Source organism: Nitrospirota bacterium, assembly GCA_040757595.1.
Lineage (GTDB): Bacteria > Nitrospirota > Nitrospiria > Nitrospirales > Nitrospiraceae > JBFLWP01.
The window spans coordinates 99926-123042 of record JBFLWP010000005.1; the positions used below are offsets into that span (position 1 = coordinate 99926).

Annotated in this window: 20 protein-coding genes; 16 read left to right on the forward strand and 4 right to left on the reverse strand. The window is 64.6% G+C overall.

What is annotated here, in order from left to right:
- Nucleotides 1–11: 11 nt before the first annotated feature.
- From AB1411_06830 to AB1411_06865, 8 genes are all read left to right on the forward strand, one after another.
- Nucleotides 12–425, forward strand: coding sequence for a hypothetical protein (locus AB1411_06830; protein MEW6543311.1), 414 nt, complete (start codon nt 12–14; stop codon nt 423–425).
- 507 nt (nt 426–932) lie between these two features.
- Nucleotides 933–2009 carry a site-specific DNA-methyltransferase gene (locus AB1411_06835; protein MEW6543312.1) on the forward strand — a complete coding sequence of 359 codons (1077 nt, stop codon included), beginning with the start codon at nt 933–935 and terminating at the stop codon, nt 2007–2009.
- Nucleotides 2010–2032: 23 nt separating this feature from the next.
- A complete protein-coding gene (locus tag AB1411_06840; GenBank protein ID MEW6543313.1) occupies nt 2033–3028 on the forward strand; it encodes an HNH endonuclease in 996 nt (331 codons plus the stop codon).
- A 49-nt stretch (nt 3029–3077) separates the two neighbouring features.
- Complete coding sequence (locus AB1411_06845) at nt 3078–3284, forward strand: hypothetical protein (protein MEW6543314.1); 207 nt, start codon at nt 3078–3080, stop codon at nt 3282–3284.
- A gap of 113 nt (nt 3285–3397) precedes the next feature.
- Nucleotides 3398–3685, forward strand: a complete 288-nt coding sequence (locus AB1411_06850; GenBank protein ID MEW6543315.1) for a cupin domain-containing protein — start codon at nt 3398–3400, stop codon at nt 3683–3685.
- A 37-nt stretch (nt 3686–3722) separates the two neighbouring features.
- Nucleotides 3723–4139 carry a hypothetical protein gene (locus AB1411_06855; protein MEW6543316.1) on the forward strand — a complete coding sequence of 139 codons (417 nt, stop codon included), beginning with the start codon at nt 3723–3725 and terminating at the stop codon, nt 4137–4139.
- A gap of 2 nt (nt 4140–4141) precedes the next feature.
- Complete coding sequence (locus tag AB1411_06860) at nt 4142–4816, forward strand: septal ring lytic transglycosylase RlpA family protein (GenBank protein ID MEW6543317.1); 675 nt, start codon at nt 4142–4144, stop codon at nt 4814–4816.
- A 226-nt stretch (nt 4817–5042) separates the two neighbouring features.
- Nucleotides 5043–6317, forward strand: coding sequence for a hemolysin family protein (locus tag AB1411_06865; protein ID MEW6543318.1), 1275 nt, complete (start codon nt 5043–5045; stop codon nt 6315–6317).
- Here the strand turns inward: AB1411_06865 and AB1411_06870 are convergent.
- The 4 genes from AB1411_06870 to AB1411_06885 form a co-directional block, all read right to left on the reverse strand.
- Entirely contained in the window at nt 6291–7721 is a 1431-nt protein-coding gene (locus tag AB1411_06870; GenBank protein ID MEW6543319.1) for a diguanylate cyclase, read from the reverse strand. The genes AB1411_06865 and AB1411_06870 overlap by 27 nt on opposite strands.
- Complete coding sequence (ligA, locus tag AB1411_06875; GenBank protein ID MEW6543320.1) at nt 7718–9751, reverse strand: NAD-dependent DNA ligase LigA; 2034 nt, start codon at nt 9749–9751, stop codon at nt 7718–7720. Before ligA ends, AB1411_06870 begins: the two co-directional genes overlap by 4 nt.
- Before the next feature lie 141 nt (nt 9752–9892).
- Nucleotides 9893–11848, reverse strand: a complete 1956-nt coding sequence (locus AB1411_06880) for a hypothetical protein (GenBank protein ID MEW6543321.1) — start codon at nt 11846–11848, stop codon at nt 9893–9895.
- Between the two features lie 47 nt (nt 11849–11895).
- Entirely contained in the window at nt 11896–12849 is a 954-nt protein-coding gene (locus AB1411_06885; GenBank protein MEW6543322.1) for an AAA family ATPase, read from the reverse strand.
- Nucleotides 12850–13052: 203 nt separating this feature from the next.
- Here AB1411_06885 and AB1411_06890 point away from each other — a divergent pair, with 203 nt between their 5' ends.
- From AB1411_06890 to AB1411_06925, 8 genes are all read left to right on the forward strand, one after another.
- Nucleotides 13053–13637: a LysM peptidoglycan-binding domain-containing protein gene (locus AB1411_06890; GenBank protein MEW6543323.1), complete on the forward strand. Its 585-nt coding sequence runs from the start codon at nt 13053–13055 to the stop codon at nt 13635–13637.
- 120 nt (nt 13638–13757) lie between these two features.
- Nucleotides 13758–16160: a protein kinase gene (locus tag AB1411_06895; GenBank protein MEW6543324.1), complete on the forward strand. Its 2403-nt coding sequence runs from the start codon at nt 13758–13760 to the stop codon at nt 16158–16160.
- Between the two features lie 76 nt (nt 16161–16236).
- Entirely contained in the window at nt 16237–18000 is a 1764-nt protein-coding gene (locus tag AB1411_06900; GenBank protein MEW6543325.1) for an adenylate/guanylate cyclase domain-containing protein, read from the forward strand.
- A gap of 87 nt (nt 18001–18087) precedes the next feature.
- Nucleotides 18088–19614 (forward strand): anthranilate synthase component I, encoded by a 1527-nt coding sequence (trpE, locus tag AB1411_06905; GenBank protein ID MEW6543326.1) that lies wholly within the window; start codon nt 18088–18090, stop codon nt 19612–19614.
- A 110-nt stretch (nt 19615–19724) separates the two neighbouring features.
- On the forward strand, nt 19725–20288 hold the full coding sequence (gene pabA / locus AB1411_06910; protein ID MEW6543327.1) for an aminodeoxychorismate/anthranilate synthase component II: 564 nt from the start codon (nt 19725–19727) through the stop codon (nt 20286–20288).
- 96 nt (nt 20289–20384) lie between these two features.
- On the forward strand, nt 20385–21404 hold the full coding sequence (trpD, locus tag AB1411_06915; protein MEW6543328.1) for an anthranilate phosphoribosyltransferase: 1020 nt from the start codon (nt 20385–20387) through the stop codon (nt 21402–21404).
- Nucleotides 21405–21500: 96 nt separating this feature from the next.
- The gene (gene trpC, locus AB1411_06920) at nt 21501–22322 is read left to right on the forward strand and encodes an indole-3-glycerol phosphate synthase TrpC (protein MEW6543329.1); all 822 of its coding nucleotides are present in this window, start codon (nt 21501–21503) and stop codon (nt 22320–22322) included.
- Complete coding sequence (locus tag AB1411_06925; GenBank protein ID MEW6543330.1) at nt 22319–23107, forward strand: VOC family protein; 789 nt, start codon at nt 22319–22321, stop codon at nt 23105–23107. Before trpC ends, AB1411_06925 begins: the two co-directional genes overlap by 4 nt.
- Nucleotides 23108–23117: the final 10 nt, after the last annotated feature.

Consider the following 23117-nt stretch of genomic DNA (forward strand, 5'->3'; position numbering starts at 1 on the left):
AGGAGAGGACGATGAGCACGGTTGTACGTGAAGTTCCCAGGCAATCGCCCCACGACTACATCGTGAGCCTGGTCGCGCAGCGCTGGGCCAAGGCGGTGGAGTCCCGGATCACGGTCAACATCGGCGCCCCGCCGAACGGGCTGGTCGGGGAGCGGCGGAAGTACCCGGACATCGTCGGCTGGCGGTTCCGGCCGGACCAGAACAACGAGGTCGAGTGGATCGCCGAGGTGGAGACCGAACAGTCCCTCTCCCAGCCGGGCGCGCGGGAGCGGCTCAAGGACTATGCGGCCCTGAACGTGCCCTTCTACCTGTTCGTCCCCAAGGGCTACCGGACGGTGGCCCAGGTGCTGGGGGTGCGGGCCGGGATCCAGCTCAACGGCATCTACGAATACACCCTGGTGAACGATGCGCTGCAGATTTCGTGAGCGGAAAAACTGGTGCGGCAGGCCCAGGGCGCCCCGCAAGGCGGGCTCGCGCCCCTACAACCCCTTCTGCCTGCTCATGCGGCAGAAGATGCCGCGCCGGATCGCCCGCCGCCTCGTGAAGTAGGGCGGCCGGAAACAGCGCTCGCGCCAGTCCAGGGGGGGATGCCGGCCGACCGTTTGTTTGCGATCCGCACCGTCGTCTTTTTGACTGGGCTATTGGGTAGAAAGATGGTTGGTGACATGGTTAGGCCGGTATCTTGAGTATTTGGGAGGAGAAGGAGGTGAGACCCCATGGCTCACCGGAAGGTGACGAGCGCTGCTGCTGCCAGCAAGGCGGCCAGGATTCTGCGGAATCCCAGAGCCAGTAAAGCCGCCAAGTCCGCTGCTGGCAGTGCCCTCAGCCAAAGACCTGGTAGGAGGCACTGAGCATATCTAATCGTCCAGCGCACGGGCGATAGTGGGGGATGCTGGTTATCTGTATCCCCCTTCTCGACCTAGGGTAGGAGTATGGGTAGAATAGCTTCCGCGCATTTGGTGCAGGACACTGTGAAGCGAAGTGGAAAGATAGAAAGTGACCCTAGACGCAACAAGTGCGTCCAGCGCGTCAGCCTGCGCAATAATCCACGCAGTTTCTGGATGTGCAGTGAAGGAGGATTGACCACTCTTCCAGCCTTCAGTCATCTCCCAAAACCATATTATCGTACAGAACTAGGAACAGCGTACCTTGGGAACGCGCTGGAGCTTGTCCGCAAGGTTCCTGATAACTCTGTAAACCTGATTCTGACCTCGCCGCCGTTTGCGCTAACTCGGAAGAAAGAATATGGAAATTTCTCGGCTGATGAATACGTGGAATGGTTTGTGGAATTCGCAAAGGAGTTTCGCAGAGTTCTCAGTGAAGATGGTTCTTTTGTGCTTGATCTTGGGGGAGCTTATCTGCCCGGATTCCCCGTACGTACGATTTATCAGTACGAGTTGTTGATTCGCCTCTGCAAGGAAGTCGGGTTCTACCTGGCTCAGGAGATGTTTCACTATAATCCTGCCAGGCTTCCAGCTCCTGCCGAGTGGGTTAATGTGCGACGTGTGCGCGTAAAAGACAGCGTCAACGTCGTGTGGTGGTTGTCGAAAGGAAGGGCCCCTAAAGCTGATAATCGCAAGGTCTTGCGGCCCTATGGTGACAGCATGAAGCATCTTCTCCGTAACGGTTACAAAGCCAAGTTACGACCAAGCGGTCATGACATTTCAACAAAGTTTTTGAAGGACAACCAGGGAGCTATTCCTCCAAACCTTCTAGAGCTTGCGAACACAGAGTCGAATAGTTCCTACTTGCGCAGTTGCAAAGAGAATGGCGTGAAGCCACATCCAGCGAGATTCCCGGCTGGGTTCCCGGAATTCTTTGTTAAGCTAACCACCGATGCCTTTGATGTTGTGCTTGACCCTTTTGCAGGATCGAACACCACAGGTTGGGTTGCAGAGAGGCTTAAACGGAAGTGGATTGCCTTTGAGCTTCGCGAGGACTACCTTTTTGCAAGTCAGTTCCGCTTTGAGTCGCCCAATGGTCTGTTCCCTCTTTTGTCCTCCTCGTGAACCTCGTGTGAGATCGCAGTCTGATGCCTCGGCTGAGGAAGCCTGAACTGCTGGAAAAAGTACTTGCTGCGATCAGGTTGTGCGGTTGGCAGTTCATCGTCTTAACCCCCGGCCATCCCTTTCGCATTCGAATCTACCGAGACAGCGAGGCATACACATTTCGAGTCTATATCTGGAATCTGACCCATGGTGGTGGCCCTGCACGACCGCCAGATGAGTATAGAATCCAGATCACGGGCATCACTCGGTTTGAGCGCGAACCCTATGGAAAGACGCTCATTCTCGGATGGTGGGCTGAAGCTGATGTGTTTGCCGGGTTCGACTACAGGAAGCACTCCGGTCCGCTCGGCGCATCGCCGTCGATCCAGATAAGGGAATCTTTCCTTCGAGAGGCCTATGAGAGGGGCTTTTCGCCCTGCGACAAAGGAAATAGGGAAGTTGCCATCGCCTTTAAGCCGAGCCTTTTTTGTGAGTATGTGCGTTCTTTGGAGGACCTGCACGATGCTGGCAGGGTCAGAACTGATCTCGACGCTCTTAGGGCGGTTGCTGAAAATCCCCTGGTCGTTAACGATTCGGATTTAGAGAATGTAACAGCAGCACGTAGGAAGGCTATCGCCTCTGTTCTTCGAAATCTCCGGGACACCTCGTTTCAAGACCGTGTTCTTACAAGTTACTCGCATCGTTGCGCGATGTGTGGGCTGCAGATGGATCTCGTAGAGGCCGCGCACATCGTCCCTGTTAGAGCTCCCAACAGCACGGATGAGACCTGTAATGGCCTAGCACTATGTGCGCTTCACCATAAAGCGTATGACAGATCCGTCCTCGATGTCTCCGACACCTACAGAGTCGTCGTAAGCAACAGAGAAAAAGACCGGCTTACGAGTATAGGACACGATGGTGGATTAGATAGTTTTGTAGAAGCCCTGCGACCTCTGATACTACTACCACCTGCAATTGGTGACCGCCCACGTATTGAATACCTCAGGAGGAGTCGAGAAATTAGGAGATGGGTTCCATAAGGCATGCCCCTAAGAGAGGCCGGTGGTCCCCCGACGAAAGGATTTTGCGATGGGAAGAAAGACAAAGGTCATGAGGAGGACGTGGAAAGTGGTGCTGGAGAGCGAACCATACGGAAGGGAAGAATTCGACGAAGACTCTTCCTTCGCTTCCGCACTCGCCAAGTTTAACAGACTTGCTGGTTCTGCGGAGGAAGAGTTCAGAAAGGATCGGATCCAGCGCGAAGTCTCCCTTGTGTGTGTGTGTGTTATTGGCTGAGGCGAGTTTAAATATGCCGGCAGACTTGGAAGTTCGCATGATCAGTTGCCAAGACCTGAGTAATCTGGCTACCATGTCCTTGCTGGCGGTGAGCTCTCAGAATCAGCCCTGCAATGAATCCGGATCGGGCACAAGTGGAACGGGACTGGCGGACCCGCGGGTTCAGTTGCGGGCTTTGGACCGATCCGCCGGGACAGGTCTGGGAGGATTATGTCCACGGGGTGGATGAGTTGCTGATGGTCCTGGAAGGGGAGCTGGAGCTGGAAATGCAAGGCCGGACGTTCCGGCCGAAGGTGGGGGAGGAGGTCTTCATCCCGGCCCGTGTGACCCATTCGGTGCGGAACGTGGGCGGCACGACCGCCAGGTGGCTGTACGGATACAGGCACGAGGCGAGGGGCTAGAGGCTAGAGGGCGGCCTGGGAAAGCGGAGAGAAGACGATGCCGAAGACGACGCAGATCGTGATCAGCGAGGAGAGCAAGCCGGGCATTCTGGCGAAGGTGGCCGCGACGCTTGGGGCGGCCGGGGTGAACATCAAGGCCTTCTCGGCGCCGGAAGTGACCCAGAGCGGCAAGGGGCAGCTACGGCTGATCGTGGACCATCTGGAGAAGGCCCGGGCCGTGTTCAAGGCGGAACAGATCGAGTTCCGCGAGGAGCCGGCCCTGGTCTTGAGTCTGGAGAACAAGCCCGGCGCCCTGAGCGAGGTAGCCCAGCACCTGAAGCAGGCCAGGATCAACATCGAATGTGCCTACCTGACCCCGTCCCGCGAGGGCCGGCGCGCGATCGTGATCATGACCGTTTCCGACACGGACAAGGCGCTGGCGGTTCTGCGGGACCAGTCGCTCGACGAGATTTAAGGATGATGTCCCGCCGGGGAACCAGCAGCCTCCTCGTCCTTCTCTTTCCAGTCCTCCTCTGGCTGGTCCACGGCTGCGCCGGCCGCCCAGCCGCCCGAGCCCCCTATCCGGCCGGTTACCCGATCGGCTATGTGGAACGGGGCGTCGCCTCCTGGTACGGACCTGGGTTCCACGGAAACAAGACCGCCAGCGGGGAGCGGTACAACATGCACCAGTTGACCGCGGCCCACCGGACCCTGCCCCTGGGCTCCGTCGCAGTCGTCCGCACCCTCTCCAACGGCCGGACCGTCACGGTCCGGATCAACGACCGGGGTCCCTTCGCCAAGGGGCGGATCCTCGACCTCTCCTTTGCCGCGGCCCAGGCTCTTGGCCTGACCGGGCCAGGCACCGACGAGGTGGAACTGCGTGTCATCCGATACGAGGGCCGGCCCGGCGCGATGGGTTACCTGCGGGTCCAGGTTGGCTCCTTCGCGGAACGGGCCAACGCCCAGGGGCTGGCGGCCAGGCTCAAGGACCAGTATCCGGACGTGCGGATCATGGAGGTGGAGCTGCCGTCCGGGAGACGCTACCGGGTGCTGGTCGGGCAGTTCACCTCCGAGAGCCAGGCCGAGGGGGTGGCCAGGAGGCTGGGTTCCCTTCTCGACCTAGACCCCCTGGTGCTCCGGGACGACACCTGAAAATTTTCATATCCAATTGTTTTTATTTAACTTTTAACTATCGGCATTGATTGGATTCGGAACCTATGGTACAACTATGGCCCCATGGATGACGGTGGGCCCATAGGATCCCAGTCGGTCGTTCCACCCCTCAGTTCCCCTGTTTCCGCCCTTTCCGCCGGCCGGAGGAAGACCGGGCCTCGGCCCAGCCTTTCCTCCTTGGTCGTTCTCCCGTAAACGGAACTTTATGGAGTTTCTGATCCTCTTCACCCTGATTTTTCTGTCTGCCGTGATCTCGGCAGCCGAGATCGGCTTTTTCTCGGTCAACGAGACCAGGCTCCGGGCCCTGGCCGAGCAGGGGGGCAAGCGTGCGGCCACGGCCCTCTTTCTCCGGTCCAACCCGCAGCGGCTTCTCTCGACGATCATGATCGGGGACAACTTGGTCAACATCGGGGCCGCCTCGTTCGCGACGATCCTGACGATCCGGTACTTCGGCTCGGAGGCCGTGGCGATTGCCACGGGCATCCTGACCTTTCTCATCCTCATCTTCGGCGACATCGTGCCCAAGACCCTCGCGGCCAAACACTCGATCCCGATCGTGCTCACCATGGCCTATCCGGTCTACTGGATCGAGCAACTCCTGTCGCCGGTCCTCTTCGTGCTGGAACCGATGATCGCCAAGCTGACGGGGGGCAAGGGCCTGACGGTCCCGTTCGTGACCGAAGAGGAGCTCAAGATCATGCTGGACGTCGGGGGGAAGGCGGGGGTGATCGAGACCGAAGAGGTCAAGATGATCAAGAACGTCTTCCACCTGAACGACATCATGGCGGAGGACGTGATGACCCCCCGCATCTACGTCTTCGCGCTGGACGGGAGCCTCAAGCTCAAGGACGCGCAGGAGCGGCTCTTCGCGTCCAAGTACTCCCGCGTGCCCCTCTACGACGGGACTCTGGACAACATCACCGGCATCCTCTACAAGACCAAGGCGCTGATGGAGCTGGCCCAGGGCCACTGCGACGTCCAACTCAAGGCCATCGCCCACCCGGCCATCTTCGTTCCCCGGAGCAAACCCGCCGACGACCTGATGAAGCAATTCCAGCAGGAGAAGCGCCACATGGCGATCGTCGTGAACGAGTTCGGTGGCGTCATGGGCCTGGTCACGCTGGAGGACCTGCTCGAGGAGGTGGTCGGGGAGATCATGGACGAGACCGACATCACCGAGGAGCTGATCAAGCGGATCGGGAAGAACCAGATCCTGGTCCACGGGCGGACCGAGGTGCGCCGGATCAACGAGTTCCTGAAGGTCGGCCTGAACGAGGAGGCGAACACGATCAGCGGCCTGATCCAGGAGCAGCTCGGCCGGATTCCGGCCGTGGGGGAGGAGGTCCGGGCCGGCCAGTGCCGGCTGATCGTGCACGAGGCCGATCCCCGGTCCATCAAGAGCGTGATGATCCTGAAAGAGGAGCGGGCCGAACGGGTGGAAGCGCCGGAGGAGTCAGTGGAGGTCCGCCTGTCCGGCTGAGTGCAGCCGCTTCATGTCGTACATCCGCTTGTCCGCGACCCGCAGGAGGTCGGCGGCCGAGGTGACGGGCGGGAAGCCGGGCACCGTCGCGGCGCCGAAGCTGAGCGAGATCGTGACCGGCCCGGCGGCCGTGACCAGACGCAGCTTTCCCACCACCTCGCGCAGCTTCTCGATGACCGGCCCGCTGCCCTCCGTGTCCGTTCCCGGCAGGAGGGCGGCGAACTCGTCCCCGCCGATCCGCGCCACCAGGTCGCTTTCCCGGAGGGTCGAACGGAGCGCGGTGGCGACCTTCTGGAGGGCCCGGTCGCCGGCCTCGTGCCCGTACTCGTCGTTGATCCCCTTGAAGGCGTCCAGGTCCATGATGATGACCGTGAAGGCCTCGCCGGTTCGCTGAAACCGCCGCCATTCCCGGGCCAGCACCTCGTCGAAGAACCGGCGGTTGTACTGGCCTGTCAGCGGATCGCGGATCGCGAGCTGGTCCAGCTCCTGGTTCTTCGCCTCCAATTCCTTCAGTTGCTGCTCCTGGGCCCGCTGCGCCCGCTTCAGCACCGTGACGTCCTGCACGACGCTCTGGACGCCGCGGATGGTCCCGTCCTCGCCCCGGTCCGGGTAGTATTCGGAGAGGAGAAAGCGGGTTCCGCCCGGCGTCTTCGGATCGGGCAGCTCCTCCTCGAACTCGTAGACCGGCACGCCGGTCCTGCCGACCTGGTTGTAGATCGGCTTGAGTCTGGCCCACCGTTCGGGCGGGACGAGGTCTGGGAGGCGCCGGCCGATCTGCTCCGCGACCGGGCATCCGTGGAGCTCCGCGATCAGCGGGCTGGCGTGCTCCACCACGAGGTCCGGCGTCACATACAGGAGCCCGATCGGGATCGTGGCGTACAGGGTGTCGAGGCGCGCCTGCGCCCGCGCCGCTTCCTCCGCGGCTTTCTTGTGGGCTCGCTCGGTCAGCTTTTGCTCCGTCCTCTCCGTGTGGGACAGCAGGACGCCGCCCGTGCCCGTCTCCGGCACGGCCGACAGGAGGAACCAGCGGGTCGCGGCCCTGGCCTGCCAGACGTAGTCCAGGCGATAGGAGGGGAGGAGCCCGTTCATCACCGCCCGGATGCCTTCCAGGGCCTCCCGTTCGTGATCGGCCGGCCCCTTGAGCGAGCGCCGGCAGGCTTCCAGATAGTCGGTTCCGACTTCGGCCCCCTGTAGGAACGGGTGGGAAATTTCACAGGCCAGCCGTTCCCAAGCCTGGTTGACGGCCACGACGATCCCTCTCCGGTCCAGCAGGGCGACCGGGACGGGCAGGGAATTCAACAGGGAGACGCGGTCGGTCGGCGGCGCCTGCGGGCGAGCCGGAGGCTTGGCGAGGCTGGTCGGCCTGCGGGAGGGAGGTTTCCTCTTCCGGGGAGGCTTCCTCATGACTCACCGAGCAGGCGGAGAAACTCCGCCTCGGTCAGGATCCTGACTCCGAGCCGTCCGGCCTCCTCCAGCTTGGAGCCTGGGTCCGTGCCGGCCACCACGTAGTCCGTGTGCTTGCTGACGCTGGACGTGGCCCTGGCCCCCAGGGCCTCCACGCGGCGCTTGGCCTCGTCCCGGCTGAGCGAGGCGAGGCCGCCGGTGAACACGAAGGTCTTGCCCTCCAGGCGCCGCCCCTCGGGGCCGGCTTGCTGGAGCCGTTCGATCCTGAGCCCCAGCTCGATCAGCCTCCGGATCACCCGCCGGTTGTGCCCTTCCCGGAAGAAGGATTCCAGGCTGGAGGCGATCTCCGGCCCGATCTCGTGGACGCTCTCGAAGGTGGCCCGGTCCGTTTCCATGATCGCGTCCAGGGTCCCGAACCGGCGCGCGAGCACGCGGGCGATGTGCTGCCCGACCTGACGGATGCCCAGGCCCATCAGGAACCGTTCGAGCGGGACCCGCTTGCTCCGCTCGATCGCGTCCGTGAGGAGGGAGGCGGATCGGTCCGCGAACCCCTCCAGCGTCAGGATCTGGTCCCTGGTCAGGGCATAGAGGTCGGCCAGGTCCTTGACCAGCCCCCGGTCCACCAGTTGCGCGACGGTCTTCCGGCCCAGACCGGCGATGTCCAGCGCATGCTTGGAGGCGAAGTGCTCGACGGCGCCCTTCAATTGGGCCGGACAGGACGTCTGGCCCGTGCAGTAGTAGTAGGCTCCCTCCCGCGCGACAGCCGAGCCGCACACGGGACAGGAGTCCGGCATGCAGAAGGGCTCGGCCCGCCTCTCGCCCGGCACGGGGACTCGCTCCGCGATGGCCGGGATCACGTCCCCGGCCCGCTCGACCTTGACCGTGTCGCCCACCCGGATGTCCTTGCGGGCCACCTCGTCCGCGTTGTGCAGGGTCGCCCGGCTGATCGTGACGCCGCCCACCTCGACCGGCTTCAGCAGCGCCAGCGGGGTCATGGTGCCGGTGCGGCCGACCGACACGACGATGTCCTGGATGACCGTGACCTCCTTGCGCGGCGTGAACTTGAAGGCGATGGCCCAGCGCGGGCTGCGGGACTTCTCGCCGAGCGCGCCCTGCCAGTCCCGTCGGTTGACCTTGACCACGATCCCGTCGATCTCGAACGGCAGGTTCTCGCGAACCGCCTCGGTCTCGGCGTGGAAGGCGATCACCGCTTCGATGTCCTTGCAGCGGCGTTTCTGGCTCGGAACCGGCAGGCCCCACCGTTCGAGGGCGTCGAGCTCTTCCCAATGGGTCGGCGCCTGGGCGCCGGACTGGGCCATGATCTCGTAGCAGGTGACGACGAGCGGCCGCTCGGCCGTGATGCGCGAATCGAGCTGGCGCAACGAGCCGGCTGCCGCGTTCCTCGGGTTCGCGAAGGCCTCCTCGCCCCGCTCGGTGATGCGGCGGTTCAGGGCCTGGAAGTCCTGGAGCCTCATGTAGACCTCGCCCCGGACGGCCAGGTGGGCCGGCAGGTGGTCGCCGGCGCCCAGTTGCAAGGGGAGGGATCGGAGGGTCCTGAGGTTGACGGTCACGTCCTCGCCGGTCGTGCCGTCGCCCCTCGTGGCTCCGCGGACGAACCGCCCCTTCTCGTAGATCAGCTCGACCGAGAGCCCGTCGTACTTGGGCTCCACCGTATAGTCGATCGGCTCCCGCTCCATGTCGCGCCCCAGTTCCTTGCCCAGCTCGCGCCGCACGCGCTTGTCGAAGGCCCGCACCTCCTCCGGGTCCGCCACCGAGTCCAGGCTTAACATGGACCGCTCGTGCTGGACCTTCTGGAGCTCTTCGAGCGGCGGGGCCCCGACCCGCTGGGTCGGAGAGTCGGGGGTCAGGAGATCGGGAAAGGTCTCTTCCAGCCGGACCAGCTCCCGGAAGAGCCGGTCATATTCGGCGTCGGAGATCTCCGGCCGGTCCTTGACGTAGTAGAGATAGTCGTGGCGGCGGATCTCCTCGCGCAGATCCTCGATGCGTTTCTGCGCCTCCCCGTGGGTCATCTGGTGCTTGGCGTCTTTGGCCGACTGGGTCGTCATGGCCCGGAAATCCTTACCCTGCAGCCGTCAGCTTTCAGCAATCAGCGGACTTTTGCAAGCTGACCTCTGAAAACTGACAACTTAAAACTGATAACCGATGGTCCCTCATCCCTCCCTGATGAACTTCGCCGCGTAGCTCCGGATCTCGTGGCCGTTCAGAACGTGGAACCGGCGCAGCCGGTCCACGGTCTGTCCCGAGAACCGGTTGAGCGGGATCACGATCAGCCGGCGGTTGAAGGACCGGACGATCCGGCGCCAGATCGCCTTCGGCTGGATCGGGGAGACCAGGACGATGTGCGGCTCCTGCGAATGGAGTGCCGCGCCGGCGATCAGCCGTTCTTCCAGCGTCTGGGCGAAGTCCAGCCGGGCGTCCTCCCAGATGTTGGGAATCTGGCGGGGCGGGTAGAGGAACAGGGCTCCGCCGTACCGGGACTGACCGATGCCGGGCCCGACCATTTGATCCTGGAACGGACTGGCATAGAAGCAGAGGGTGGACTCCTCTTCATGCTCCGCATACCAGGTGGCCCGCCAGGGGTAGACCTCCGGGTCGGCTGGCGTCTCGAAGAGAAAGGCGACCACCTCCACCGTGCCCCTGGCCGGGGGAATCTCCTTCACGTAGATGTCGAAGCGGAGGCGCCGCCCGATCCCGGGCCCGGCGCGAGGCGCCGCTCCTGCCGCGGACCGGATCGCTTTCATTCCCCCGTGCCAGTTTCTCATGGTTTCGCGCAGATCAATGCCGTCCTTCACGGAGCTCGTGAACTTTTCCACTCGGGCGAGGTCGGCTCCAAGGAGCGCCCGGGCCTGTTCCCGCACGTGCCGGGTGAAGCTTTCGATCCGATCGTCCTCCGGGGGCCAGGAACATTGGCGGTAGGGATTCCAGAGGTAGGCCCACCGGCGGCTCCTCGTCCGGTTCGGCGTCGGCTTGAGGGGGAGGGAGCGCCAGACGAGCGGTTGGCCCTGGAGCCGGTTCTTGGCCAGGGCGACCGTGCCGTCGGGGAGTTCCAGCTTTCCGAGCCCGGCAGAGACGGCCGGCTTGGCCAAGGGGCCCTCCTGGTCCGGCTGGAACGAATAGGACTTGGCCGTCTCCAGCAGGGTGATGGCGAATTCATCGCCGGCCGTTTGCTTGGCGGCCAGCACGAGGCTGTAGAGATCCGGGGTCAGGCGGCGGTCCAGCAGCGCCAGGTTCCGGACATACTGGAGGTAGAGCTGTAGAAGCTGGGGCGTGACCCAATTCAGGACCGGCTGGCTTTCGGAGCCCCGTTGGGCCAGCCACCGGGAGCGGGCTTCCAGCAGCAACTCTTTGACTCCGTCAATCGAGAGGTGCCGGTCGGAGCGGAGCTCGGCGCGCCGCTTCTCGTAGAGTTCGGTCAGGTACGGCAGCTCTCCGAGGACGAAATAGAGGGTGGAGGGCTCGACCGGGTAGGCGGAGGGACGGGCCCGGGCTGCCTCAGGCGCGACGTAGGGGGCCCGTTCCCGGTAGGCCTCCCGCAGCCAGGGCCAGTCCGCGACGTGGCAGAGGCAGAGGATGGCCTCGTGGTCCAGCTCCAGTTCGTGGAGACGAAAGGCCATCCAGGCGAGGCGGTCCCACCGCTGGCTGGGTCTGGCCGGAGCAGGCAGGCCGGGCAGCATGGCCGAGGCGAAGGCCGCCAGCGGCACCTGCTTGAGCGCATAGGGGTCCGGCGCGGGGAAGGAAGTCGGCTCGAAGCAGGCGACCTCCCGGTCAATGTAGGCCCGTTCGATGTCCTCCCCCATGGCGACGCGCAGGCCCATGATGACGGCCTGGCAGGGGTCCACTGGGACGAAATTCACGACCGGCGCGCCCTCCCGATCTTCCTCCGGTTGGAGGATCAGGCCGATCCGCGGCAGGTCCTCGACGGCCGCCTCGAGGGCCGGCTCAAACGAGGGAGGCAGGGGCAGGGCCAGGCAGTCCCAACGGCGGGCGATCAGGGTCTCGCGCACTTCCTGGGCCAGGTCGCCGCTCCCGTGGAGGATCGGCAGCACCTGGATCCTGGGCGAGAGCTGCAGCACCCGGTTCGTGATGTCGTCGTCGGCAGGAAGCATGGGAGCGACCGTTCGCTGCGATTCCACCGCCGGCGGGCGGCCTGGCCTCATCGGTCGGGATGCAGCGGATCATCCCCTTCGAAGAAGAAATCCCCCAGCCCGCGGGGCAGGGCCTGGTCGCCGAGCGCCCGCTTCCTGCGCCGGGCCAGCCCCTCCAGATCCAGGGCTTCCTCGCCCAGGACCTTCACCACCGCCTCCCGCCAGGCCTCGTCCTTAGCCAGCGGGTGGGTCTGGTCCTGCGCCAGCCGCTTGAGCGCGTACTGCAGCAGGTGGAGCCCGTCCCGCACCGAATAGTCGAGGGCGAGCTGATGGGCCTCCTGCAGGAAGTCCACGGTCAGGGCCAGCATCTCGGCCGGGGCAAAGGGCAGGTGATAGCGCAGGATGGCCAGCTCGTCCTCCCGGCGGGGAAAGCCCATGTGCAGCGTGGGCTGGAGCCGGGACAGGATGTAGTCCGGCACCTCGTAGGTCGAGGCGTCCTCGTTCATCGTCACGCAGCAGCGGAACGACGGGTCGGCCTTGATCACGATGCCCGCGACGATGGACTCGACGCAGCGCCGGTGGTCCAGCAGGGGGGCGAGCGAGGCCCAGCTCTTCTCGTTCATGCGGTTGCCTTCGTCCAGCACGCAGACCCCGCCGGTCAGGATCGCGGACACCAGCGGAGAGGCGTGGTAGGCGATCGTGCCGGATTCCGCCAGGACCGGCGTGACCAGCAGGTCTTCGGGCCGCGTGTCCGCCGTGCACTGGAAGATGTAGAGGTCCTGCTTGCGCTCCTTGGCTCCGGCCATCGCGAGGGTGGTCTTCCCGATGCCCGGGTGGCCGGTGATGCGGGGGGAGAGCGCCGAGTCCCGGGCGTCGATCACGAGCCAGCAGGCCAGCAACTGCTTGAGGATCTCCCGCTCGCCGATCCATTCCTGGCCGGTGTCCATCGGCTGGGCCAAGCGGAGCGTGACGCCGTCCACGACGACCGTTCGCTGGGATCCGAGCTCGGACTTGCGGGACATGGGGACCGACGCCGCTCCTTTCCAGCGCGCCGCGCGCGCTCGGCTGAAACCGTAACATACCCTCGCGGGAGGGTCAAACGCGGAAACTCCCGTCCGGTGTGCGGTTCGAGCGCCTTTCGCTTTGACATTCGACGGCGCCGGTTCTATCCTTGGGGTTCCCGATCGGAGCGCACCAATATCACGAAGAGGAGACGGATACACGTATGAAACGGCTTACCGTGAAGTCCCTTGCCCTGTTCTGCGCGAGCTGGGTCCTGCTGGCCGGCTGTGTGATGACCGAGAAGTACGAGGCGGAAAAGGCCCGCGCGATGAACTTCCAGCGGCTCCTGGCCCAGGAGGAGAAGCGGACGGGCGAGATGGACAGCGAGCTCAAGCGCCTGAAGCGGGAGAGCGCCGACCTCGAGGCCAGGAACCGGGAGTTGACCGCCCAGCTCCAGGCGGTTCGGGAGCAATTGGCCAGGGTGCAGGAAGAGATGGCCTTGCGGGAAGCCGCCATGACGAAGAAGGCCGCGGAGTCCGCCAAAGCTCCCAAGGGCAGGCGGGCGGACAGGGGCGACAAGGACTTGCTGGGGACCTTGGAGGAGCCGCCGGCCGAGGTTGCGACACCGGAGCCGAGCGGCACGGTCACGGTGGGCGGGACCGCACGTTACCACGAGGTCAAGCCGGGCGAGACCCTCTTCAGCATTGCCAAGCGGTACGGGACCGACGTGAAAACGCTCAAGAGCTGGAACAGCCTGCGCAGCAATTCCATTGAAGTGGGCCAGAGGCTCGTGGTTGGGCGCGAATAGGTGAATGGTGATCCGTGAACCGTGAGAGCGGGGAGCGAGCACCTAGACAGGCGCGGCTGGCCTCAATTGGTTGACTTCTGGGGACGAGGGTGTAACTTACGGAAAACAACGGTCCCACGGATGCTCCTCCTCAATCCTTCGGCAAGACGCGAAAAGGCCTATGCGGACGGCAATTGGGACAAGGTCATCTCGATTGCCCTCAAACAGCTCAAGAGCGATCCGGAGGACATCAAGGCCCTGAATGACCTCGCCGATGCCTATTACCAGAAGGGCATGATCGACGAGGCTTACGAAACCTGCCGGCAGATCAACTCCTCCCATCCGGTGTCCGATTTCCAGCGGCAATTCGCCACCCTCGGCCTCCGGTACATGCGGTATCACCTGGTCCTGGGGACGATCCTGTACAAGAAGGGGCGCTACGACGAGGCCCTCCAGCTGCTCAACCACCTGAAGTTCCTCAAAGGGCATCTCTCCGACAAATTCCACCTGTCCGCTCAAATCCACCTTGCCCGAGGCAACGTGGACCAGGCGGTCGCCGAATACGAGCAGATGTGGAAGTGGCGCCCCGACCGGACGCCGAAGGTCCTCAAGAACCTCGGTTTGCTCACGACGAAGCACCCGCGGCACGCAAAAGCCCAGCGGCTCTACATCGAGATCCTCAAGAAGAGCGATCAGCTCAACGCCCGCGTCGCCCAGTGGGAAAAGTCCGCGCAGAGCGGCAAGGCCGATCCTTCCGACTTGTACCGGCTGGGGTACTATTATCAGTCCGAAGGGAAGGATCAGAAGGCCGTCGAGCTCTTTCTGCAGTACCGGCAGAGCCGTCCGGACGACCCGGAAATCCATTGGCACCTCGGCGACCTCTACGGAGAGCGCGGTGAGGGCGTGAAGGCGATGCAGCAGTACCGGAGGGTCGTCGAACTCAGTCCGGAAAAGCTGGACATGGTCGTCGCCAAGCTCGACGGGCTGGTCCGGTACGCGAACGAGCGGGAGAAGCCCGCGATCGTCTGCGAAGTCATTTCGCTGCATCTCAGCACGGGCAAGCTGAAGGCCGTCCGCGAGAAGCTGGAGCAACTGGCCCCGGCCGTTCAGGTGGACCGGGAGCTGAGGGGGAAGGTCGCGGCGATGCTGGTCGCCAGCCTGGAGCGCTACATGGAGACGGGCGAGCTGGACGCGGCCAGAACGGTCCAGGAACAGTTGCTCCTGCTCGATCCGACGAATCCCGGCTTTCAGGCGCGCTTGCGCGAGATGGACGAGCTCCTGGGTCAGAAGAGGATCCAGGAGATGGAAGAGATCCTCCGGATGGGGCTGCTGGCCCCTCACGAGACGACCCGGGTCCTCTTCGAGCTCGGAGAGGCCTATCGCAAGCGCGGGGAACCGGACGAGAAACAGCTCTCGGTCTACCAGCAATTGGCTCGGTCCGAGTCTCCTTACCAGGCCGACGCGCTGTTGCGGCTCGGCCTGATCTTTCTGCGAAAGGGATTGGACGATCTCGCCGAGGGCCAGTTCGCGAAGCTGCAGCAGATGGCAATTCCCAACGAGAAGCGGGCGCAGTGCTTCTACCAGATCGGCCTGGCCTACGAAGGTCAGGACGTTCTGGACAGGGCGCGGGAGTATTACAAGAAGACCCTGGAGATCGACGCCACCTACCAGGACGTGGCCAGACGGCTGGAGCACTTTCCCAGGCTCACCCCGTCCCTGGCCTCGACGCAGACCGTTTCGCAGAAGGATCCCACCGCCGTCCTCCAGGAGCGCTACGAAGCGGTCACCAGGATCGGGACCGGCGGAATGGGGACGGTCTTTCGCGCGGTGGACCGCGTGCTTCGCCGCACCGTGGCCCTCAAATTCATGAAAGAGGACTTCCAGCGCGACCCCGAGGCGGTGGCGCGATTCATCCGGGAGGCCCAGGCGGCGAGCAACCTGCGGCATCCGGGCATCGTGGCGATCTATGACATCCACGTCCAGGAACCGATCTACATCGCCATGGAGTATGTGGAGGGCGGAACCTTGCGCGACCTCTTGCGGCAGCGGAACCTGCCCGTGGAGGAGATCAGGGCGATCGCGCTCCAGCTCTGCGACGCGTTCGGGTACGCCCACGGCAACGGGGTGGTGCACCGGGACATCAAGCCGGACAATATTCTCATGGCTTCCGACGGGAAGGTGAAAATCGCCGATTTCGGGCTGGCCCGGGTTGCGGAGGGAAGCACGGCGATGACGAGGACGGGGACGGTCATGGGGACCCCCAAGTACATGGCGCCCGAGCAGATCCAGGGCAAGGCCGCCGACGCGCGAACGGACATCTACGCCTTCGGCGTGATGCTGTACGAGCTGCTGACGGGAAAGGTCCCGTTCAGCGACGGGGACGTGGCGTACCGGCAGATCCACGAGATGCCCCTGTCGCCGCGCCTGCTCAACGCGGACGTCCCGGAGCAGTTCGACACGGTCGTCATGACCTGCCTGCAAAAGAAGCCGGAAGGCCGGTTCCCGTCCATGGAGGAGGTCGGCCGGGCCCTCCAGGGCCCGTGACCCGAGCCGATTCTTCTCGTCGCATGTCGGGGCCCTCTCGTCCACCCATTCCGAAAGCCAGCGGGGAATACCAGCGATGACGTCCTGCCCCCACTGCGGTCAGGAGCAGGCCGGCGCGACCTATTGCGACCACTGCCGGGTGCACATCGGGCTGTACCGCGACGTGAAGCAGGCCCTGGCCTCGCTGGAGTCGGGGCTCGGCGAGGTCCGGCAACTCTCCTCGGCCCCGAAGCCGGGCGTGGCTCCTTCCACGGACCCTCTGAAGAAGCTCGTCGAGGCGTACCAGACGTTGCGGAAGAGCTTCGAGGGCCTGAGCCGAGCCCAGCGGGAGATGGCGACGCTGGCGGAGGTCGGCCGGATGGTCAACTCGGTCCTCGCGATGGACCGGCTGCTCGACCTGATCATGGACATGGCGGTGAAGGTGATGAACGCCGAGCGAGGGTTCCTGATGCTGGAGGACCCGGAGACCGGCGAGTTGGCGATCGTGGTCGCCCGGAACATGGAGGCGGCGCTTCAGGACAAGCAGCAGTGGAAGATCAGCAGCAACATCTGCAGCCGTGTGGCCAAGGAGGGGCAGCCCATCCTTGCCACCGACGCGCAGAAGGAGGACCAATTCCAGGGGATGCAGAGCGTGATGGCGCAGCACGTCCGCTCGCTCCTGTGCGTGCCCATGCAACTGAAGACGGGGGAAGTGATCGGGGTGATCTACGTGGACAACCGCATGGTCTCCGGCGCCTTCTCGGCCGAGAGCCTGGAGTTCCTCACGGGATTCGCCCACCAGGCGGCCATCGCGGTCGAGAACGCCCGGCTCTACGAGAACGTCCAGAAGGAGACGAAGGCCCGCCTGAACCTCCAGCGGTACCTCTCGCCCAACCTGGTGGACGACGTCATGAGCCGCAAGGAGGTGCTGGCGCTGGGCGGGCAGCGGGTCGTCTGCTCCGTGCTCTTCGCCGACCTCTGCGGGTTCACCCCGCTCTCCCAACGGCTCGATCCGGAGAAGGTCGTGCAGTTTCTGAACGAGTACTTTTCCGCGATGGCCGACGTCATTTTCGAGCACCACGGGACCCTCGACAAGTTCATCGGCGACGCCATCATGGCCGTCTTCGGGGCGCCGGTGCCGACCCCCGCCCACGCCTCGAACGCCGTGTCGGCCGCGCTCGCCATGCAGCGGGAAGCCAGGCGGCTCCAGGAGAAGGCCGGCCGGGAGGGAGGCCAGACGCTGGAGCTGCGGATCGGCATCAACAGCGGGGAGGTGATCGCGGGCAACATCGGATCGCCTTCCCGGATCGAGTACACGGTCATCGGCGATCAGGTGAACCTCGCGGCCCGCTTGGAGCCCCTAGCGCCCGCGGGCGGGATTCTGATCAGCGGCTCGACCTATCGGTACGTGAAGGATCTGGTGAAGGTGCAGAGGCTCCCGGATGTCGAGGTGAAGGGCCGGACCGGGCTGGTGGAGGTGTATCAAGTCCAGGATCTGCTGGCCCAGGAGGCGAAACCCGAGGCGAAGGACCTCCGGCGGCACGCGCGGCAGGACGTTTCGCTCTTCGCCATCTATCGGGATCGGCGACAGAGCCGGATGTTCCAGGGGTCGGTCAAGAACATCAGCCTGGGGGGAATCCAGCTCAGCACGAGGGAGGAATTCCCGGCCGGGTCGGAAATCGTCCTGTCGTTCAGCCTGCCCAACGGCGAAAAGCTCGGGGAGATCGAGGCTCGCGTGGTCCGGACTCAGCAGTTGGTGGACGATCGGGGAAAAAGCTATTTCAAGCTGGGCGTTCAATTTACCAAGTGCGCGGAAGAGGATCGGGAGAAGATCGGCCGAGTGAGCCGCCAGCCTTCCTGAGTTCCCGCCCTCCGACCCTGAGCATCCTCACATGGCCTCTCCGGTCGGTTCGTTGACTTTTTCCAAATGCGCATGCTAGCTTTCCGCATGGAAAAGCCTGCCTTTTCATTGAGTTTCGATGAGTTTCGGGCCCTCGCTTCCCGCGGGAACCTGATTCCCCTCTATCGCGAAATCCTGGCCGATTTCGAGACACCGGTCTCGGCCCTCACCAAGATCGATCACGGCCCGTCCGCCTATCTCCTGGAGAGCGTGGAGGGCGGGGAGAACTGGGCCCGCTACTCCTTCCTGGGCAGCGGGTCGCCGGTTGTCATCCGGGAAGACCGCGGCTCGTTGCTGGTCACGCGGGGCTCCAGGACCGAGCGGATCCCGCTTCGAGAGAAGACCGGCGAGACTCCGCTCGATCGCCTGCGCGACATCATGGCCGAGTACCGGCCGGTCACGGTGCCGGGCCTCCCGCGGTTCGTGGGCGGGGCGGTCGGGTACCTGGGCTACGACGTCGTCCGGTACTTCGAGGACCTGCCCCAGCGCCGCAAGGACACGCTGGGCCTGCCGGACCTGGCGTTCCTGCTCACCGAGACCCTGCTGATCTTCGACAACGTGGCGCAGAAGATCAAGGTGGTCGCGAACGCCCACGTGCCGTCCGGCCGGGAGCCGGAGCTGAAGCGCGCCTATGCCGACGCGACGGCCCGCATCGAGAAGATGATCGCGCGGCTCAAGCGGCCGCTGCGCCGCCTGGCCCCCGCGCGGCGCCGGCCTCCCGCCGCCAGCCAGGCTGGCCCCCGGTTCACTCCGAACATGAGCCAGGCGGATTTCGAGAAGATGGTGATGCGGACCAAGGAGTACATCCGGGCCGGCGACATCATCCAGACCGTCCTGTCCCAGCGGTGGGAGACCAGGATCCGGACGAAACCGTTCGAGATCTACCGGGCGCTGCGCGTGGTCAATCCCTCTCCGTACATGTACTACCTGAGAGTCGGCGGGGTGGAGCTGGTGGGATCCTCGCCGGAGACGCTGGTCCGTTGCGAGGACGGCCGCGTCTCGGTCAGGCCGATTGCGGGCACCAGGCGCCGCGGCGCGACCGAGGAGCAGGACCGGGCGTTGGAGCGGGAGCTGCTCGCGGACGAGAAGGAGCGGGCGGAGCACGTGATGCTCGTGGACCTGGGCCGGAACGACATCGGCCGGGTGGCCAAGAGCGGCACGGTCAAGGTGGACGCCCTGATGACGATCGAGCGCTACTCCCACGTGATGCACATCGTGTCCGAGGTGAACGGGGAGCTGGCTCCGTCCCGGTCGGCCTACGACGTGATGAAGGCCTGCTTCCCCGCCGGCACCGTCTCGGGCGCGCCCAAGATCCGCGCGATGGAGATCATCGAGGAGCTGGAGCCGACGAGGCGCGGGCCCTACGCGGGCGCGGTGGGATACTTCGGCTTCTCGGGCAACATGGACACCTGCATCAACATCCGCACGGTCGTGATCAAGGGGCGACAGGCCTACATCCAGGCCGGGGCTGGGATCGTGGCCGATTCGGACCCGGAGCGGGAGTACGAGGAGACCTGCAACAAGGCGCGGGCCATGATGCAGGCCATCGAGCTGGCGGAACGGGGCCTGGAATGAGACAGTGATGGGTGATGGGTCATGGGTGATAAGTAAAGGCGGAAGCCGACGCGGGGAGCCAGATATTCTGGCTCATCACGCGTCACGCATCACTGATCACGGTTTCTGACATGCTGTTGATGGTCGACAACTACGATTCCTTCACCTACAACCTCGTCCAGTATTTCGGCGAGCTGGGGGAGGACGTCCGGGTGTACCGGAACGACAAGATCACGGTCGAAGAGATCGAGGCCCTGCGGCCGCAACGGCTCGTGATCTCGCCAGGCCCCTGCACGCCCAAGGAGGCCGGCGTCTCGGTAGAGACGATCCGCCATTTCGCCGGCCATCTGCCGGTGTTGGGCGTCTGCCTGGGGCACCAGTCGCTCGCCGTGGCCTTCGGCGGGGAGGTGATCCGGGCCGACCGGCTGATGCACGGCAAGACCTCCATGATCCACCACGACGGGAAGACCATCTTCCGGGATCTGCCGAACCCTTTCGAGGCGACCCGCTATCACTCGCTGCTGGTCAACCGGGCCAACCTGCCCGATTGTCTGGAGGTGTCGGCGGAGACGGCGGAAGGGGAGATCATGGGGCTGCGCCACAGGACCCTCTGCGTCGAGGGCGTCCAATTCCACCCCGAATCCATTCTCACGGCGGCCGGCATGGATCTCTTACGCAACTTCTTGAAGCTGTGAAACTTAGGCGCGGGGTGCGAGGCGAGGGGCGCGAGCTCGTCCGCGGCATCTTGTCCACGCCTCTAGCCCAGCGCCTCGCGCCTCGTGCCTGACACCATGATCAAGGACGCCATCGCCAAGCTCGCCGACCGGAACGACCTCTCGGACAAGGAGGCCGAGGAGGTCATGCTGGAGATCATGGACGGGGCCGCCACGCCCGCGCAGATCGCCGCCTACCTGATGGGGCTCCGCATGAAGGGCGAGACGGTGGACGAGATCGTCGGCTCGGCCCGGGCCATGCGGTCCCGGGCCGTCCGCCTCCGGGCGGCCGATCCGTTGGTCGTGGACACCTGCGGGACCGGCGGCGACCGGGCCCACACCTTCAACATCTCCACCACCGCGGCCTTCGTCGTGGCCGGCGGCGGGCTGACCGTCGCGAAGCACGGGAACCGTTCCGTCTCCTCCCGCTCCGGCAGCGCCGACGTGCTGGCGGCGCTCGGCGTCAAGATCGATCTTCCGCCCGACCGGGTGACGGACTGTGTGAACGAAGTCGGGATCGGATTCCTCTTCGCCCCGCTCTTCCACGGAGCCATGAAACATTGCGCCGCGCCTCGCCAGGAGATGGGGATCCGGACCCTGCTGAACATCCTCGGCCCTTTGACCAATCCGGCCGGGGCCACCATCCAGGTGCTGGGGGTCTACGACGGGAACCTGACCGAGCTGCTGGCCAAGGTGCTGGTCCGGCTGGGCACGCAACATTGCTTCGTCGTGCACGGGATGGACGGGCTGGACGAGGTGACGCTGACCGAGCGGACCCGCGTGTCGGAGGGGAAGGCCGGGGTGGTTTCCAGCTATGTCGTGGAGCCGGAGGACTTCGGGCTTAGCCGTGTGCCGCTCCGGGACCTGACCGGGGGCACGGCGGAGGAGAACGCGGAGATCACCAGGGAGATTCTGCGGGGACGGAAGGGACCCAAGCGGGACATCGTCTGCATGAACGCGGCGCCGGCCTTCGTGGCCTGCGGCAAGGCCAAGACCCTACGGGAAGGGGTGGAGCTGGCCGGGAAGGTCATCAACGGCGGGGCGGCCTTTGAAAAGCTGGAGCGGCTCATCGCGTTCACAAATAGGCGTGACACGTGATAGGTGACGCGTGACGAGTAAAGAAGGGACATACAGCGGCGATCTACGCGCTGACTTCCTGTCACGTGTCACGCGTCACGCGTCACGGTTCCAATGATGATCCTGGATCGGATTCTGGAGCACAAGAGGGCGGAGCTGCGGCACAAGCAGAGCCGCGGCTACCTGGCCGAGCTCAAGGCCCGGATCAGGGACCGGGCAGTGCCGCGCGGCTTCGAAGCGGCGCTCCGGGCGACCCGTCCGCCGGCCAGCCCCTCCCTCATCGCCGAGGTCAAGAAGGCCTCCCCCAGTCTCGGCCTGCTCCGCCCTGAGTTCAAGGACCGTTTCGAGCCGGTGAAGATCGCCGAACAGTACAAGGAACACGGAGCCTCGGCCGTCTCCGTGCTGACCGACGAGACCTTCTTCCAGGGGAGCTTGGAATATCTCAGGACGATCAAGGATCAGGTCGGGCTGCCCGCCCTGAACAAGGAGTTCATGGTCGGGGAGGTGCAGTTCTACGAGGCGCGGGCCTACGGGGCCGATGCGGTGCTCCTGATCGTGGCCGCGCTTGAGCGGAGGCAGTTGATTGACTTCTTCGCCCTCGCCCAGGAATTGAGGCTGGACGTCCTGATCGAGACGCACCGTGAGAAGGAGCTGGACACGGTCCTGGAATGGCTGCCGGACGCGCGGCTGATCGGGATCAACAACCGGGACCTGAAGACCTTTGCGACTGACCTGGGCGTGACCGAGCGGCTGGCGAAGCGCGTCCCCTCCGGCAAGCTGATCGTGTCCGAGAGCGGCATCCACAAGCGCGACGACGTGAAGCGGCTCCTGGACGCCGGCGTCCACGCGATGCTGGTCGGGGAGTCGCTGATCAAGGCCGAGGACACGGGCGCGAAGATCAAGGAGTTGCTGGGAAAAGGTGAACCCCCCGAAAGATGATCCTCGGCGTTGACCATGTGCTGATCGCGGTGGAGGATTTGGAGAAGGCGATGGAGGTCTATCGCCGGCTGGGGTTTCAGGTCCTTCGCGGCGGGGAGCATCCTTCCGTCGGGACGCACAATGCGCTGGTTCCGCTGGCGGACGGAAGCTATTTGGAGCTGATCGGGGTCAAGAAGCCGGAGCTGGCCCGGGAGTTTCCGTTCGGCAGACAGGTGCTGGAGGCCTTGGCGCGGCCGAACCGGCTCGCCGGGTTTGTCCTGGAAGTCACGGACTATCACGGCGACGTCCAGGCGATCAGGGAGCGCGGGCTGGCGATCGCCAAAGCGCCTCCGGGCGGCCGAGTCCGGCCAGACGGGCAGCAGGTCTCCTGGCGGACGGCCCATCCGGAAAGCGCGACGCTGCCGTTTCTGATTCAAGATGCCACGCCGCGCGAGCTCCGTGTCCCGCCTCCGACTGAGGGCCTCGGCCGTTCAACGAAGATCGGCTGGGTGGCAGTCGGGGCGGCGGATCTCCAGCCGGCCATCACGGCCTATACCCAGCTCCTTGGAGAGCGGCCGGTGGAAAGCCGATTTCTGCTCCAACGGGGGGCGATCCATCTCTCCCAGAGCTTTTCCGGCGACGGGGTGCAGATGGTGACGTTGCTCGCCGAGGATCTGGCGCGTCTCGCAGGCGAATGGCAAGCTCAGGCCATTCCCTTTTATGACGAGGGCCTCCGCGGGAGCGGGCGGGTGCTGGTTCCGCGGGACACGGGCGGGGCGCGACTCAGCTTCTGCCAGGCCCGCTAGAGCGGTATCG